Below are 14,554 nucleotides of genomic sequence, written 5' to 3' on the forward strand. Positions count from 1 at the left end.
TATAAAAGTTAAGCGTTGGAAGTGGATGATAATAAAAGTATTCCGTGCGGCGGGCTGAGGGCAGCCCGCCCTACAATATAGATTTACGTTACAGTCCAAAGTGTTTCAGTGCAATAATAACCACAAACAAGGCTGCTACCCAAAGTAGAGCACAAATATCCACCCGGGCGATCTTGAGCTGGCGCATGCGGGTGCGGCCGACATCGCCGCGGTACAGTCGGCACTCCATGGCGGTAGCGAGCTCATCCGCGCGGCGGAACGCCGAGATGAACAGCGGCACGAGAATCGGGATCATGGCCTTGGCACGCTGAATCAGGTTGCCGGAGTCGAAATCCGCGCCGCGCGCTTTCTGTGCCGAGATGATCTTCTCGGTCTCTTCGATGAGGGTCGGGATAAAACGCAGTGCGATCGACATCATCATGGACAGCTCATGCACCGGCGCGTGCAGCTTTTTGAGCGGAGAAAGCAGACGCTCGAGTCCATCGGTCAGCTGAATCGGTGAGGTGGTGTAGGTGAGCATGGAAGTTGCGATGATGAGCAGCATCAGACGCAGCACCATGAAGATGGCCAGCTTAATGCCTTCCATACTGATGTGCAGGAAGTGCCACTGGAAAATGTAGGTACCCGGTGTATAGAACAGATTGAGCACCGCCGTGAAAATGACGATGAACAGGATCGGTTTGAGGCCGCGCAGCACCATTTTGGGCGAAATACGCGAAATACCGATGACAACAGCAAGAAATGCGATGATCAGCACATAGGAAACCGGGCCTTGCGCGAGAAACAGCAGCACGATGAATGCCACCGTCAGCACGATCTTTACGCGCGGGTCAAGACGATGCACCGCACTGTTGCCCGGAAAAAACTGACCGAGGGTAATGTCCTTCAGCATTCGTGAGCAGCCTCCTTCCGCTTGCAGGCACGCAGAGCATCCATGGCCTGCGCTACGGTGTAGACCGAGGTATCAACATCGTGACCGCGCTTTTTCAGCTCAAGCATGACCTTGGTGATCATCGGGATGTCCAGTCCGGCGGCAATGATCTCATCCGCGTGAGAGAAAACCTCGCGCGGCGTGTCGCAGAACAGCACCTTGGCGTGATTCATCACAAGCAGACGGTCGGCAACCTGTGCGATATCCTCCATCGAGTGGGACACGATGAGGATGGTCGCGCCGGACTGCTTGTGGTAGCTGCGGACCAGCTCAAAAATCTCGTCACGGCCCGCCGGGTCGAGGCCCGCGGTCGGCTCGTCGAGCACGAGTACGTCCGGCCGCATGGCGATGACGCCTGCGATGGCAACGCGGCGCTTCTGGCCGCCGGACAGTGCAAACGGAGACTGGTCGGCAAGCTCGGGGGCAAGGCCGACTGCCGCCATGGATTCGCGCACGCGCTCGTCAATCTCGGCCTGCGGCAGCTTCATGTTGGTCGGGCCGTAGGCGATATCCTTTGCGATGGTCTCCTCGAACAGCTGGTATTCCGGATACTGGAACACCAGACCGACGCGGAAGCGCGTTTCGCGGCTGCACTTGCCCTTGGCATCCCAGATGGACTTGCCGTCGAGCAGGACCTCGCCTTCGGACGGCTGCAGCAGACCGTTCAGGTGCTGAATGAGCGTAGACTTGCCCGAACCGGTGTGACCGATCACACCGAGAATTTCGCCTTTTTCGATTTTCAGGTCAACATGGTCAAGCGCAACACGCTCAAAGGGGGTGCCTGCGCCGTAAACGTGCGTCAAGCCCCTCGTTTCAAGTATGGTTGACATAAGATTCTCCTTCGGATAATCAATTCAAATATTCTTGTTCGAGAATATCTGCACATTCCTCGATCGAAAGTGCGTCGATCGGCAGCTTTTCGCCGTCCTGCTGATCGAGGTCGTACAGGACTTCGATGGTCTGCGGTACGGTCAGGGAAGCCGCACGCAGCTTGTCCACCTGCGTGAAAATCTCGCGCGGAGCGCCGTCCATCAGCACGTTGCCCTTGTGCATGACAACCACACGCTGCGCCTGTACGGCCTCGTCCATGTGGTGGGTGATAAGGATAACGGTGATGCCGAATTTGCGGTTCAGCTCACGGACAACATTCATGACCTCACGGCGGCCCTGCGGATCGAGCATGGCGGTCGGCTCATCGAGCACAACGCAGCGCGGCATCATGGCGATAACGCCTGCGATGGCGATTCGCTGCTTCTGTCCGCCGGACAGACGGTGCGGCGCCTGTGCGCGGTATTCGTACATGCCGACGGCACGCAGTGCATCGTCAACGCGCTTGCGGATCTCTGCGGGCGGCACGCCCATGTTCTCCAGCGCAAATGCAACATCTTCTTCAACAACGGTAGCGACAAGCTGGTTGTCCGGGTTTTGGAATACCATCGAGACGGTTTTACGCACATCGTAGGTGTTGTTTTCGTCGCGGGTGTCCATCATGTCAACGTAGCATACGCCGCCGGTCGGCAGACGGATCGCATTGAAGCAGCCGGCGAGCGTACTCTTGCCCGAGCCGTTGTGACCGAGCACCGCGACGAACTCGCCGCGCCGGATGGAAAGATTTACGCCCTTTAGCACAGGAACGGAAAGCTGTCCGTCCTCGGCCGGGTAGGCGTACTGCAGGTTTTCAGTTTTGATGATTTCACTCATGGTTTCGTACCTTTCGTTAAGGTAAAGTTGGTGACGAATTGAGAATTGAAAATGGAGAATGGATAATTATTCGGTCAGATTTGTCCGGGTGGTTTTAACAATAGCCACCAGCAGACGTTTGAGAGATGCCGCTTCGCGATAAAAAGAAACATACTGTTCTTTTGTTAGAAAATCAGTAGCATTCAGTAAATCCAGCCAGTACAGCGTTTCGTCTGCTTCTTTCAGTGCAATGCTGATTTTGGAAAGAAAGTCCTTTTTGCTTTGCGCCTGCTGTGCTTCGCGAACATTGGCTCCGATACTGGTACCGCACTTCATTAGCTGACGGGAAAGAACAAATTCTTTCTTATCATTTGCAAGGGATGTACATAATTTAACAATTCGTACTGCGAAGGAGAAACTTTGCGTCAGAATTACATTTTCCATTCTCAATTCTCCATTTTCAATTTTGCTTATTCCTCGGCGATAAAGCGTGCCGATGATCCGCACGGCAGCACCAGACCGGTCGATTCAACCGGCAGGCCGAGCTCCTGCGCCTCAATCTTGCCGGCGGCGCGCTTGCCGGCGGTGATGCCGAGCAGATAGCTCATCACAGACGGCGCAAGGCCGGTGGAATAGCTGGAAATGAGCACGAACAGCGGCTTGTCGCTCAGCACGCCCATGGTCAGGTCTACGAAGTCGGCAACGTCCTCCTCGATCTTCCACGTTTCGCCGGACGGACCGCGGCCGTAGCTCGGCGGGTCCATAATAATCGCGTCGTACTTGCGTCCGCGGCGGATCTCGCGCTGCACGAACTTTTTGCAGTCGTCCACGATCCAGCGGATCGGGCGGTCGCTCAGACCGGAGGACGCGGCGTTCTCCTTGGCCCACTGCACCATGCCCTTGGATGCGTCAACATGGCAGACGGACGCGCCGGCGTTTGCCGCCGCAAGCGTAGCGCCGCCGGTGTACGCGAACAGGTTGAGCACGCTGATCGGGCGGCCTGCGTGACGGATCATCTTGTCGATAAAATCCCAGTTGGCAGCCTGTTCGGGAAACAGACCGGTATGCTTGAAGCTCATCGGCTTGAGCTGGAACGTCAAATCACCGTAGTGGATAGCCCACTGCTCGGGCAGCTTGCGGATTTCCCACTTGCCGCCGCCCGCGTTCGAGCGATGATAGATAGCGTTCGGCTTATTCCAGATTTTGCAGTCCTTGTCGCGCGGCCAGATAGCCTGCGGGTCGGGGCGCTGCAGAATCTGATTGCCCCATCGTTCAATTTTTTCACCGCCGCCGCAGTCGAGCACGGCGTAGTCTTTCCAATGATCTGCGATCCACATAAATATTCTCCATTACATTATATATAAGTCGTTGTTTATACAATAATTCAGTATCTATTCTACCACCAAATATGCACTAACGCAATGAAAAGCGATTAGAAATAAAAGGTGTCAAGACAGCGTATTTTGGCGAATACAGCAAAACGGCTGCACCGTAAGGTACAGCCGTTCGAGCGGGAAAAGCGGTCAGAACCGTTCGCAGAAGCCTTCGCCGCCGTTTGCAAGCGACTTAAGAGCCGTCGCGCGGCGTTCCTCAGGTTCGTCTGAGATACATACCGCATCGGTCAGCACCTGCCGCGCCTGATACGGCAGATCGAAGAATTGCTCCATTGCCCGCGGACTGTGGCCCATTTCCTGCATAAAATCAAAGGGAATCTCGCCGGAGACCTGTTTTTTCCTGTCCTGCGCCATAATTGCACGCTCCTTTCGATTGCAGTATCTCCGAAGTTCGTGCTATAATACCATTATAAAAATTAGTAATTAGGAAGTAGTAATTGAGGGGAGAAGTTCACTTTCCATTCTCCATTCTCAATTTTCCACTATTGAGGGGTTTTTATGGATTTGCAGAAGAATAAGACGTATCGTTGTCAGATTACGGATTATACGGCAGACGGCACGGGGTTTGCGAAGATCGAAGGCCGGGCGGTATTTGTGCCGCGCACAGCAGTTGGCGATCAGTGTGATGTCCGCATTGTCAAGGTGACGAAAAATGTGGCGTTCGGCAGGGTAGAGAAGATTATCGTGCCGTCGGGACAGCGCATTGCGCCTGCATGTCCGGTGGCGGACAAGTGCGGCGGCTGCTGTTATCAGCACATCACCTACGGGGAAGAACTGCGTGCAAAGGAGAAAAAGGTGCGTGATGCGCTGACGCGCATTGGCGGTCAGGACGGCGCAAAGCTGCTCGGTATTACGGGTGCGCCGACGACTGAGCATTACCGCAATAAGGCGCAGTATCCGGTCGGACGGGACAAAGAGGGCAGCATCGTTACCGGCTTTTACCGTCCGCGCAGCCACGACATTGTGCCGGTGGACAGGTGTTTGATCCAGTCCGAGACGGCAGATAAGATTGCCGCTGTGGTGCGTGAATGGATGACGGAATTTTCGGTCAAGCCGTACGATTATGCGAGCAAGCGCGGCACGATTCGCCATATTTATGTTCGTGTGGGCGAAAAAAGTGGCGAAAGCCAGCTGACGCTCATTTCCGCGACCAAGAAAATGCCTGGACTGGATGTGCTGGTCGAGCGTTTGCGCGCGGCAGCACCGTCGCTGACGGGTATTCTGCTCAACCACAACCAGCGCGATGACAACGTGATTCTGGGTGACCGGACGGATGTTCTCTGGGGTGAACCAATGTTGGAGGACCGCCTGTGCGGGCACACGTTTTTGCTCTCGCCCGAGGCGTTTTATCAGGTCAACCACGCGCAGGCCGAGCGTCTGTATGCGTGTGCGGTGGACTACGCCGGTCTGACCGGCGAGGAGACCGTGCTTGACCTCTATTGCGGTGCGGGTACGATCACGCTGGCGCTGGCCGAGCATGCAAAGACTGCCATTGGCGTGGAAATCGTGCCGGAGGCCATCGAAAATGCCAAGCGCAACGCGCTCCGCAACGGCATGGAAAACACAGAGTTCTTCTGTGCGGATGCGGGTCAGGCAGCGCAGCGGCTGGCCAAGCGCGGTATTGATGTGCTGGTAGTCGATCCGCCGCGCAAGGGTCTGGACGCGACTGCACGCGACGCGATCCTTAAAATGCAACCGCCTAAGGTCGTGTACGTTTCGTGCGACCCGGCAACGCTTGCGCGCGATGTGGCGGAGCTGTGCGGCGCAGGCTATACGCTTGAGAAGGCACAGGCGTTCGATCTGTTCCCGAGAACTTTTCATGTTGAGACGGTAGTCTTGCTTTCCAAGGGCGAGGTCGACTCGAAAAAGATTCGGGTTGAGTTCTCTTTGGAAGATATGGATATGTCCGAATTTCAAGATGGGGCAACCTACACCCAGATTAAGGACTATGTGCTGGAGCATAGCGGGTTAAAGGTATCCAACCTGTATATCTCACAAATTAAGCGAAAATGTGGGATTGGGGTTGGTAAGAACTATAATTTGCCGAAGTCCGAGGATTCCAGACAGCCGCAGTGCCCACCGGAAAAAGAGAAAGCAATCCGAGAAGCATTCAAATATTTTGGGATAATCTAACATCCCGCAGAATGGAGGTTTCTTATGGATAGATTGGTTTCTTGTGAGTTCAACATGGATACTGCCTGTGTAGAGCTGAAATTCTTTGATGGCAGCATCATTGCCATTGACACCATCGCCGTGGAAAAGGAGGTTGCCGACAATATGTATCAGCGGTCAGAGCTGGATTATCTGATCTACAATGATCCGATTGGATATGCAGACTTGATATTGAACGGTGATCCCGAAATTTATCTAAAAACTGTAACTGAATGTAAACCCTTAGATTAAAACTCAGCCCTCTGCCTTTTCATTGGCAGAGGGCCGTTTTTTGCTTAACAGTTATTGAGCATCCCTTAATTGCTCTACAACACTGCATTTCGCTGCGTTGTCATACATCATGCAAGGAATCAGCCACCCCAGCAGAAGAAATACCGGAATTGTCAGCAGGACAGGCAGAATGGTGAATCGATACTCAAAGAACCAGAACATACTGCCCAGCATTTTTCCCGCAAGAGGTCCCACCGCCAGCGACAAAATAAAGGCCGCCGCTACAGAAGACATTGCGTAAAACAACCCCTCATAGATCAGCATGGTTTTGAGCTGCCGGTTCGTCATTCCTACAGCCTGAAGCACAGCAAATTCACGGCGGCGGGAAAAAATACCGGTCATCATGGCGTTGAAGAAATTTAAGAGTCCCACCAGCCCAATGATAGCACAGAGGATACCACCTATCAGAAGGAACATCTGCCGGAACTGAGCAAATTCAGAGCGAGCCGTGGCCTTGCTTTCATACATCAAGGGCGAAAACTCACCGGCAGTGAGCTTCGATAGATATTGCTCTGCTTCGGTCTCGTCAGCTTCGTCTGCTGTGTCGAACAGGTAGAGCATCGGAATGGCCGCACCACCGCTGTCCCTCTGTGCGGTATCCACAGACAAAACTGTCTCATATCCAATACCACCATAACGATAACTCATGGAATACGGAAGCTCTACCAAGGCGCAGACCGTGTACTCTACATCTCTGGCTCCATACAGTTTTTCCTGAAAGTACTCCTCCGGTGTATCTTCGGTGCGGAGTTCCCCGGTGCGGCTGTCGATATATTTCACATCGTCCGCATAGGTGGCGGTGATCGTGTCTCCCACCTTGGGGTAGTATTCAGGATTGGGCAGATTACCGTAGTCATCTAAGGAAACCGCAATGGCAATGGCGTTATTGTCCGGCTCCAGCATAGGAGAAATATCTCCGTCGAACACTTGCAGCTTGTCAAACAGGCTGTTATCCAGAGCCTCGATTCTGGTATCTCCCATCACCATATTGCCCCGGTGCTCCAGACGGCTCATATGGCTGTCCAACTGCTCGGCGCTTTCGTACCTTGCATAGTCCTGCCGCAGAGCATCCTCCGTCATCCACAGATATGCGGGTTTTCGCACAGCATATCCCGTGCCGGAAAGACTGGCCTTTGTGTTTGCTGCGATCTCTTCGATCTGTTCCGGCGTGATGAATTCATCTGCCGGGTTGTAACGGAAATAGTCGGGCGTGCTGACGATAAAATCGGCGCAGGTCATGAAGGATACATACTTCTCCATGCTGAAGCCGCCCACAAAGGCACACAGCGCATTGAACAGTGTCACCGACAGTGCCAGAGACAACACCACCAGTACCGTCTTTTTCTTGTTTCGTCCCAGATTGGCAAAGGCCATCTGATGGAGCTTTGCTCCCCGGGTGCTGCGCCGTTTTTTCTTGGTCTGCATTGCATCCGTATATTTGGTAGCCTCCACCGGAGAAACCTTGGCTGCCATTTTTCCGGGCTTGGAGCAGGACAAGAGCACTGTCAGCAGAGCAAACAGCACGGAGCCAACAAAGATCACAGGCGAGGTGCTGATGGTAGCGATGCCCACCTCCAACTGGGTGGAGCGCAAGACAACAGGTACCAGAACAGCGCCGATGCCGTAGCCCAACAGCAGCCCCGCCGGAATGCCGATCAGACAAAGCAGAAGTGCCTGCTGGCGAATGATGCGTTTGAGCTGCCGGGGCGTTGTGCCAATGGTTTTCAGAAGCCCGTAAAACCGGATATCCCCCGCAACAGAGATCTGGAAAATGTTATAGATGATAAGATACCCGGTGAAAATCACCAGCAGCAAAAAAGCTGCTATGGCGATCACAAGTTCCGGATCGAGCTGCGACTCCAGCTGGGATGAGGTATATCCCCAGTTGACGCCGATCCGGACGCTGTTGGGATCGGTATAGCTGTCCCATGTGTAGCCGAGATCGGTATCCACCTGCTCCATCTGCCCTTGAATGTTTGTACTGGAAGCCATCATGACATTCAGGTCAGTGCGGAAGGGCTGTAGCCCTGTTTTCACTGCCTGCGCTTCGATGTCATCTGCGTAATCACGGCTGATGTTGATGCAGTGAACAGGCATTAGTTCATCATAGTCCCAATAGCCTACCAGCGTAAAGGTATCTGTTACAGTAAAGGCGGTTTGATCCTTGTCCGTAATGGAATAGGAAACCGTGACCTCGGCGCCCAGCTCCGGCGTTACGCCAAGCAGCTGCAACGCTGCCGTATCCATGGCTACCTCTTTGCCGCTTTCGGGCATCCGTCCGATAGTAGGGGTTGCATAGCTCCATTTAGTGCAGTTGGCATCCATGTAGCTGATCTCTGCCGGTATTTTGGCAAAGACCCCCTCCGCAGTGATACCGATTACCTTCCGTGCCCCCGTAGCCTTCACCTTTGGGTGGGCAGCGATGCGTTCCGCCTGCTCGGGGGAAACATCCTTAAAGGTGCCATGCGCATAGCCGCCTACCTGCCGAAACTGGTAGGTTTCATAACTGGCGTTCAACGACAAGACAATGGTGAACATGGACGTAAATAGCAGCGTTGTCAGCGCAATGGCAAAAATGGCGATCAGATTGCGGCGACGGTTCGCATAAAGAGATTTTAAGCTGAGCTTTCGAATACATTTTCTGTTTTTGACATTCATCGTAGCCACCTCCCGTTAGTTCTGGGAGACGATCCGACCATCTTCGATACGGATAATGCGGTCTGCCATCTGCGCAATTTCTTCGTTGTGAGTGATCATTACGATTGTCTGGGCGAACTTTTGACTGGTGACTTTCAAAAGGCTCAATACATCCTGGCTGGTTTTGGAATCCAGATTGCCGGTGGGTTCATCTGCCAGAATGATAGCGGGTGCTGCCGCTAGCGCACGGGCAATGGCTACTCGCTGCTGTTGACCGCCGGAGAGCTGATTGGGCAGGGCATCCAGACGCTCATCCAGTCCAAGGGTCTGCACGATCTGCTGTACGAAATCCTTGTTGACCTTGCCACCGTCCAGCTCAATGGGTAGAACGATATTTTCATACACATTCAGCACCGGAACAAGATTATATGCTTGGAACACAAAGCCGATTTTCCTGCGGCGGAAGATGGTCAGGGCTTCATCCTTCAAGGAGAAAATATCCTGTCCGTCCACCATGACTGTGCCGCTTGTAGGGCGATCCAGCCCACCCAGCATGTGCAGCAGGGTAGACTTGCCGGAGCCGGATGTGCCGACGATTGCAACAAATTCGCCCTTCTTTACACTTAAATCAACTCCATCCAACGCATGAACTGCGTTATTGCCGGAGCCATAAATCTTTTTCAGGTTTTTTGCCTGTAAAACTTCCATAAATGAGTACCTCCATGAAAAAATCTGTATGTATGAAAGGAAATGATCCTTTGATACATACAGATTATCGCATAGGAATCTTTCCACATTCTTTCCGGCGAAAAATGAAATCTAACAGTTTTGATAGAATTGTTGTTATTTCGGGAGAAATATGGAAAACGTACTTCCTTTTCCCGGAACGGAAGCAACCTTGATATAACCGCCCTCGCCGGATACGATCTGTCGGGCAAGGTATAAGCCGATGCCGACCCCTTCTTGTTTCTGCACACTATTTGAGCGGTAAAAGCGAGCAAATATCTTCGCTTGCTCATTTTCCGGGATGCCTGAACCGGTATCCGATATATCGATCCTTGCAAACATTTCATAGCTTACGGCAGAAATAGTAATGGTGCCATGCTCGGTATATTTGATGGCGTTGTCTACGATATTAGCCAGCGCTTCCGCTGTCCATTTGAAGTCGAATACAGCAAAAGCATCGGTATCTTGCAGTCGCAAAGACAATCCTTTTTCAGAAGCCTTGGCGGCATATTGTTCTACTACGCTTTCAAGCAGCGGCTGCAGCGCTGCTTGCTGAGGGGAGAGTGAAATGATCCCGTTTTCCAGTCTGGAAAGCTTTACGAGAGAATCGATCAGAAATCGCAGCTTTTCCGATTGTTTGTACAGCGCCTCCACATTTGCCTTCGCCGATGCAGGCAGAGTTTCCTCCATCAGAAGCTCGCTGTATAACAGCAGATTTGCAATCGGCGTTTTCGTCTGGTGGGAAATGTCCGCAATCAAGGTTTTGATTTTGTCTTTTTCCTGCGCTATATTTTGAGAAGATGCTTCTGCGGCGGAAAGATAGTGCGCAAACTTCGTTTCCAATGCAGACAGCTGGCTTTCATCAAAATTGGTTTCAGAAAAGGAACCGGTTATGGCAGCGTCCAGCATCCTTTCGATTTCTTCCATCGTTTTTCTGGCCTTTCTCCGCTCCCATAATACAACAGCTATCGCCGCCAGAAAACATAGCAGTATGATCACAATGCCGGTTTTATTCATCTTTTGTCACCCAGCTATAACCGATTCCATAGACGGTTTTAATATATTTCTGTGCGCCAAGCTTATCCCTCAGTCGCTTGATCGTAACAGACAAAGCATTTTCATCCACATATTCTGAGCCATCTGTCCAGATCCGGTCTACAAGGTCTCCACGGGTCATGGTTCGGCCTCGGTTTTCAACAAGCAGACGCAGTAATTTTTGTTCTGTTTTGCTCAATTCCACTTTTGAATCTCCCACATAAAAGGTCATAGCCTCAAAGTCAAAGTGAAATAGATCCATATGGAACGGCGCATTTTTATGGTTTGACGCTTGCTTTCGCAGTTGGGTATTCACCCTTGCCCGCAAAACCGAAAGAGAAAAGGGCTTGGTAATGTAATCATCAGCGCCCCTCTCCAGTCCGTCTACGATGTCCAGATCGGTGTCATTGGCAGTCAGCAGAATAACAGGAATATAGGGTGTGTTTTCCTTGACCTCCCGGAGCAGCTCGAGCCCGCTGCCATCCGGCAGATTGATATCCAGCAGGATCAGGGATACACTCCCGCAAAGCAATTGTTCTCTTGCCGCTTTTAGATCATGGCAGGATATAATCTGACGGTCATCTGCTTTCAGCGCTTTGCATAAGCCTTGATTCAAACCGATATCATCTTCAATAATCAATAATTGTTCCATGTATCTCACTCCTTCGTTATTCAAATGCCACCATCGTTTCCTTGGGCAATTTTTCGTTCTCACAGTTCAGAAGATAGGCTACGGCCTTGTTCGCAAAGCGGTTGGTTTTTATCGTATCCCAATCGGCAAGGCGAATGATCTCTGCCGTACCATTCTCAAAATCAAATGAAATCTCGCCCCATTCGCCGTCGCAGTCTGCCTGATATTCGTAGATTGCGGCGGCGATTTTCTTTTTTCGCTTGATCTTGGATTTCTGTTTTAGCCGGACTGCATGGATTGCGCCCTCGGCAACCAACAATTCCGTCAACTTGTCCACTGCTTTTCGGTAGGCTCGTTCTGCACCGCTGGCTGTACTGCCCTCAAACATAACCGCCAGTTCTTCAAAGGTGGGGCGGTTCTTCCATGAGCCAACTCGCCCACAGGTCATGCAAATTGCTAACCGTTTTTCGAGCAAGGTCTGTTCCCGGTAATTCAGTTTCTCAAATGCCCGCTGCACCTTTTCTGCCTGTATGCCGTTCCAGAGGATATCGGTATAGTTCCAGCTATCGTCAAGGGCTACATCCTCGCCTGTTTCTTCGCCGTCCTCGTCTGTGACATAGAAAGGCTGCTGATTGCGGATTCCACGGACAACTTTCAGATATTCTTCCGCAAGGGCAAGATCGCAGTTGTATTTCTTGGAAAATTCGTTGACCGCATCCTTGGTATTGTGGTACAGCCAAGCCATTGACCGCACCATTTTGTAATTGGTCAGAGAGGACACCGACCATTTTTCTTCGCCCATGCGAAAACGGAGCATAGCATCCCGGATGAACGGGAAAATGTATGTAGCATACTCTGCACCCTTGGCAAGGTCATAGTCCATCAGCTTTTGGAGCATTTGCTCCCGGCAGGAGAGCTTTATATCTATAAATCGGTCTGTGTCATACAGATCGCCGCCATCCACACCGAGAAAGTCTTTGATGCGCTTGTTAAGCTGCGGCTCGTAGTGGTGTAGGAAGAATGAGAAATATATCAAATTCTTTTCCTGCAAGGCAGACAGGATATATTCGTTCAGATTGCCCACCGCTGGAGGCTCCGGTTCCAGTTGAAAGATGCGCTCTGCCGCATAAGGAATGATGCCGTCACCGTGCGGATTGACAGCGTGTTTTGGTATGTATCCGGTCATGTCCCATGAAAAATCACTCAGCATAGCGCACCTCCCTTCTCATTTCTATAAGAATCCCTTAAGACATTCTTTCATAAAAAGCATGAAGTATTTCTGCCAATTCCTGCGGTGATTCAATATTAACTTCATGTCCGGCACCAATAATCGTTTTTAATTCCACGTTCTTAAGCAATTCTGCCAATTCAATAGAAGCATTTTTATTCGCAGTATCTTTCTCGCCATATAACAATAGTGTAGGGCATGATATTTTGTGCAGAGAGTTGTTAAAGTCCAACTCCATCATGGTTTCGCATAGAAGTAAGAAATCAGCTTTTCTAAATCCCATTTGTTGAAACATGGATTTAGGCATAAATCTAAAGAGAAGATTTTGAAATTTCAGAAGCTTCTTGGGCATTTTATATTGTGTGGCGATAAGCACCAAGGAGCGAACTTTTTTCGGATATTGTATAGCATAGTTCAGAGCTAATACGCCCCCAAGCGATAAACCGCACAAATCAATAGGCTCATCATATTGATTGCAGTAATCTGAAAATGCAGCATATAGATTATCATAGGTCACTTCTTTGCTATGAACTAAATCAGGAAGATTCGGACACAAGCTGTAATCAGTAGTTTGCAAAATATCTATTGTTTTTGTCCAACTGTCAGATGTTTGTCCTAATCCATGCACATATATTTGTTTCATATTGTTCCCCCACTAAATATGTATCTTAGCTTCTGCAAGCAAAGCAGCCTGTTCCATTTCTTTTTCATAAGCTCCTTTGGCATAAGCAACATCACTTTTTGCCCGGAGTTCTTTATCTTTTGCCAGTTTCTTCATGACCTCCGCAAGGTCAGCGTCCAGAGTACCACGCTTTACATAGCGATTTATGGTGTTCAGCCTCTTTTCATATATCTGGATAATCGGATGATCGTCTGCAAGCTCTCGCTGTTCTCTGCCTTTTAGATTGCCGATCTGCCGGCAAGTGCGGTGCAGCTTGTCCCCCGGTGCATAGCCGCCGCAGTATTTGGTGTGCCTTGCGTTGGTGGTGAGGAACCACTTGCCGCAGATTTTGCATTTTTTCGGGGCATGACCAACACATAAGCCCTCAAAAAGATCAGACCGGAACATCCCTACAAAGGATACATAGTGCATCCGCTTGACCAGCTTCGCAACTTTTTCGCCGGGACGGATGACGGATACATACTGAACGGAATTGTTCAGGGTAGACATCCAGGCATTGCCTTCCGTGATGGAAAACTCCGGCGGGAAATAGCTGCCGAACATTTTTGCAAAACCCTCTGCGGTGCGGTCTGCTTCGTTGCCGTCTGTTTTTTCTGCAAAATCAAGCATGGCCGTTTGGTATTCCCTAAGGGAGTATGCCAGATGCCCGAAAACTGCGGTATAGCGTTGGAGCATCATCGCATCGGTAAAGTTCTGGATTTCTTCAAATTGCAAAGAATTGGTTGCGGCTTTTATGGCAAACTCCACATATTTCAGCGCATTGTCCACAGTAAAGACTTTTTCAATCCGTTCTCTGTGCTTTGAGATATTCATATAGGAGAACGGCGGTGTTTGACTGAGAATATCGAGCATCGTCAGAGCAGCTTCCTTTGCAATAGGACAGAGTGCAGAAGCATCCTGTCCGGCGTTTAATATTCCAAGCAGCAGATTGATTTTCTCGCATTGCTCGTTTATTTTTGCAATGGTATTCACAGGAACATTCAGTGCATCACAGGCAAGCGTACCGACAGGAAATGTTTTGCTCTCATATATGACCGTATCCTGCCAGAAATCCAATGTCATCAATTCTTGATTCATGCTTGCCCTCCTGTCCTGTTTTTTCATTTTTCTAATTATATCATGTAAATGTGAAGAAATCTACGTCCTCAGATAAGTTGTCCTGTTTTTT

15 protein-coding genes are annotated in these 14,554 nt (G+C 50.8%); 2 read left to right on the top strand and 13 right to left on the bottom strand.

The genetic code is table 11. The features are described 5' to 3' along the window. Window positions 1-88: 88 nt before the first annotated feature. The 6 genes from DWZ82_RS01210 to DWZ82_RS01235 all read right to left on the bottom strand — a co-directional run bounded on the left by DWZ82_RS01210 (window position 89) and on the right by DWZ82_RS01235 (window position 4,359). A complete protein-coding gene (locus DWZ82_RS01210) occupies window positions 89-892 on the bottom strand; it encodes an energy-coupling factor transporter transmembrane component T family protein (RefSeq protein WP_118478190.1) in 804 nt (267 codons plus the stop codon). Further along, window positions 886-1,761 (bottom strand): energy-coupling factor transporter ATPase, encoded by an 876-nt coding sequence (locus DWZ82_RS01215; RefSeq protein ID WP_118284697.1) that lies wholly within the window; start codon window positions 1,759-1,761, stop codon window positions 886-888. The genes DWZ82_RS01210 and DWZ82_RS01215 overlap by 7 nt, the downstream gene beginning before the upstream one ends. Window positions 1,762-1,780: 19 nt before the next feature. Then, window positions 1,781-2,632: an energy-coupling factor transporter ATPase gene (locus DWZ82_RS01220; RefSeq protein ID WP_118478192.1), complete on the bottom strand. Its 852-nt coding sequence runs from the start codon at window positions 2,630-2,632 to the stop codon at window positions 1,781-1,783. Window positions 2,633-2,698: 66 nt separating this feature from the next. Continuing rightward, window positions 2,699-3,055 carry a four helix bundle protein gene (locus DWZ82_RS01225; RefSeq protein ID WP_117751399.1) on the bottom strand — a complete coding sequence of 119 codons (357 nt, stop codon included), beginning with the start codon at window positions 3,053-3,055 and terminating at the stop codon, window positions 2,699-2,701. 26 nt (window positions 3,056-3,081) lie between these two features. Continuing rightward, window positions 3,082-3,948, bottom strand: a complete 867-nt coding sequence (locus DWZ82_RS01230; protein ID WP_118478194.1) for a class I SAM-dependent methyltransferase — start codon at window positions 3,946-3,948, stop codon at window positions 3,082-3,084. Between the two features lie 186 nt (window positions 3,949-4,134). Then, on the bottom strand, window positions 4,135-4,359 hold the full coding sequence (locus tag DWZ82_RS01235; protein WP_118478196.1) for a hypothetical protein: 225 nt from the start codon (window positions 4,357-4,359) through the stop codon (window positions 4,135-4,137). Window positions 4,360-4,503: 144 nt separating this feature from the next. On the opposite strand from DWZ82_RS01235, the gene rlmD reads away from it, so the two are divergent. Together rlmD and DWZ82_RS01245 are read left to right on the top strand one after the other, a co-directional pair. Next, on the top strand, window positions 4,504-6,138 hold the full coding sequence (rlmD, locus tag DWZ82_RS01240) for a 23S rRNA (uracil(1939)-C(5))-methyltransferase RlmD (RefSeq protein WP_118478198.1): 1,635 nt from the start codon (window positions 4,504-4,506) through the stop codon (window positions 6,136-6,138). Window positions 6,139-6,162: 24 nt separating this feature from the next. After that, entirely contained in the window at window positions 6,163-6,408 is a 246-nt protein-coding gene (locus DWZ82_RS01245) for a DUF6061 family protein (RefSeq protein ID WP_046415199.1), read from the top strand. Window positions 6,409-6,459: 51 nt separating this feature from the next. Here the strand turns inward: DWZ82_RS01245 and DWZ82_RS01250 are convergent, their stop codons facing one another. From DWZ82_RS01250 to DWZ82_RS01280, 7 genes are all read right to left on the bottom strand, one after another. Beyond that, window positions 6,460-9,105, bottom strand: coding sequence for an ABC transporter permease (locus DWZ82_RS01250; protein ID WP_118478200.1), 2,646 nt, complete (start codon window positions 9,103-9,105; stop codon window positions 6,460-6,462). 15 nt (window positions 9,106-9,120) lie between these two features. Then, window positions 9,121-9,792: an ABC transporter ATP-binding protein gene (locus DWZ82_RS01255; protein ID WP_117529609.1), complete on the bottom strand. Its 672-nt coding sequence runs from the start codon at window positions 9,790-9,792 to the stop codon at window positions 9,121-9,123. 135 nt (window positions 9,793-9,927) lie between these two features. Continuing rightward, on the bottom strand, window positions 9,928-10,827 hold the full coding sequence (locus DWZ82_RS01260; RefSeq protein WP_118478202.1) for a sensor histidine kinase: 900 nt from the start codon (window positions 10,825-10,827) through the stop codon (window positions 9,928-9,930). Next, complete coding sequence (locus DWZ82_RS01265) at window positions 10,820-11,497, bottom strand: response regulator transcription factor (RefSeq protein WP_118478204.1); 678 nt, start codon at window positions 11,495-11,497, stop codon at window positions 10,820-10,822. Before DWZ82_RS01265 ends, DWZ82_RS01260 begins: the two co-directional genes overlap by 8 nt. Window positions 11,498-11,513: 16 nt before the next feature. Beyond that, window positions 11,514-12,686: a hypothetical protein gene (locus tag DWZ82_RS01270; protein ID WP_117598362.1), complete on the bottom strand. Its 1,173-nt coding sequence runs from the start codon at window positions 12,684-12,686 to the stop codon at window positions 11,514-11,516. Window positions 12,687-12,720: 34 nt separating this feature from the next. Next, window positions 12,721-13,347, bottom strand: coding sequence for an alpha/beta fold hydrolase (locus DWZ82_RS01275; RefSeq protein ID WP_055058962.1), 627 nt, complete (start codon window positions 13,345-13,347; stop codon window positions 12,721-12,723). A 12-nt stretch (window positions 13,348-13,359) separates the two neighbouring features. Beyond that, the gene (locus DWZ82_RS01280) at window positions 13,360-14,463 is read right to left on the bottom strand and encodes a DUF6076 domain-containing protein (protein ID WP_118478206.1); all 1,104 of its coding nucleotides are present in this window, start codon (window positions 14,461-14,463) and stop codon (window positions 13,360-13,362) included. Window positions 14,464-14,554 lie beyond the last annotated feature (91 nt).

Source organism: Butyricicoccus sp. AF35-5AC (genome assembly GCF_003477715.1).
Classification (GTDB): domain Bacteria; phylum Bacillota; class Clostridia; order Oscillospirales; family Butyricicoccaceae; genus Agathobaculum; species Agathobaculum butyriciproducens.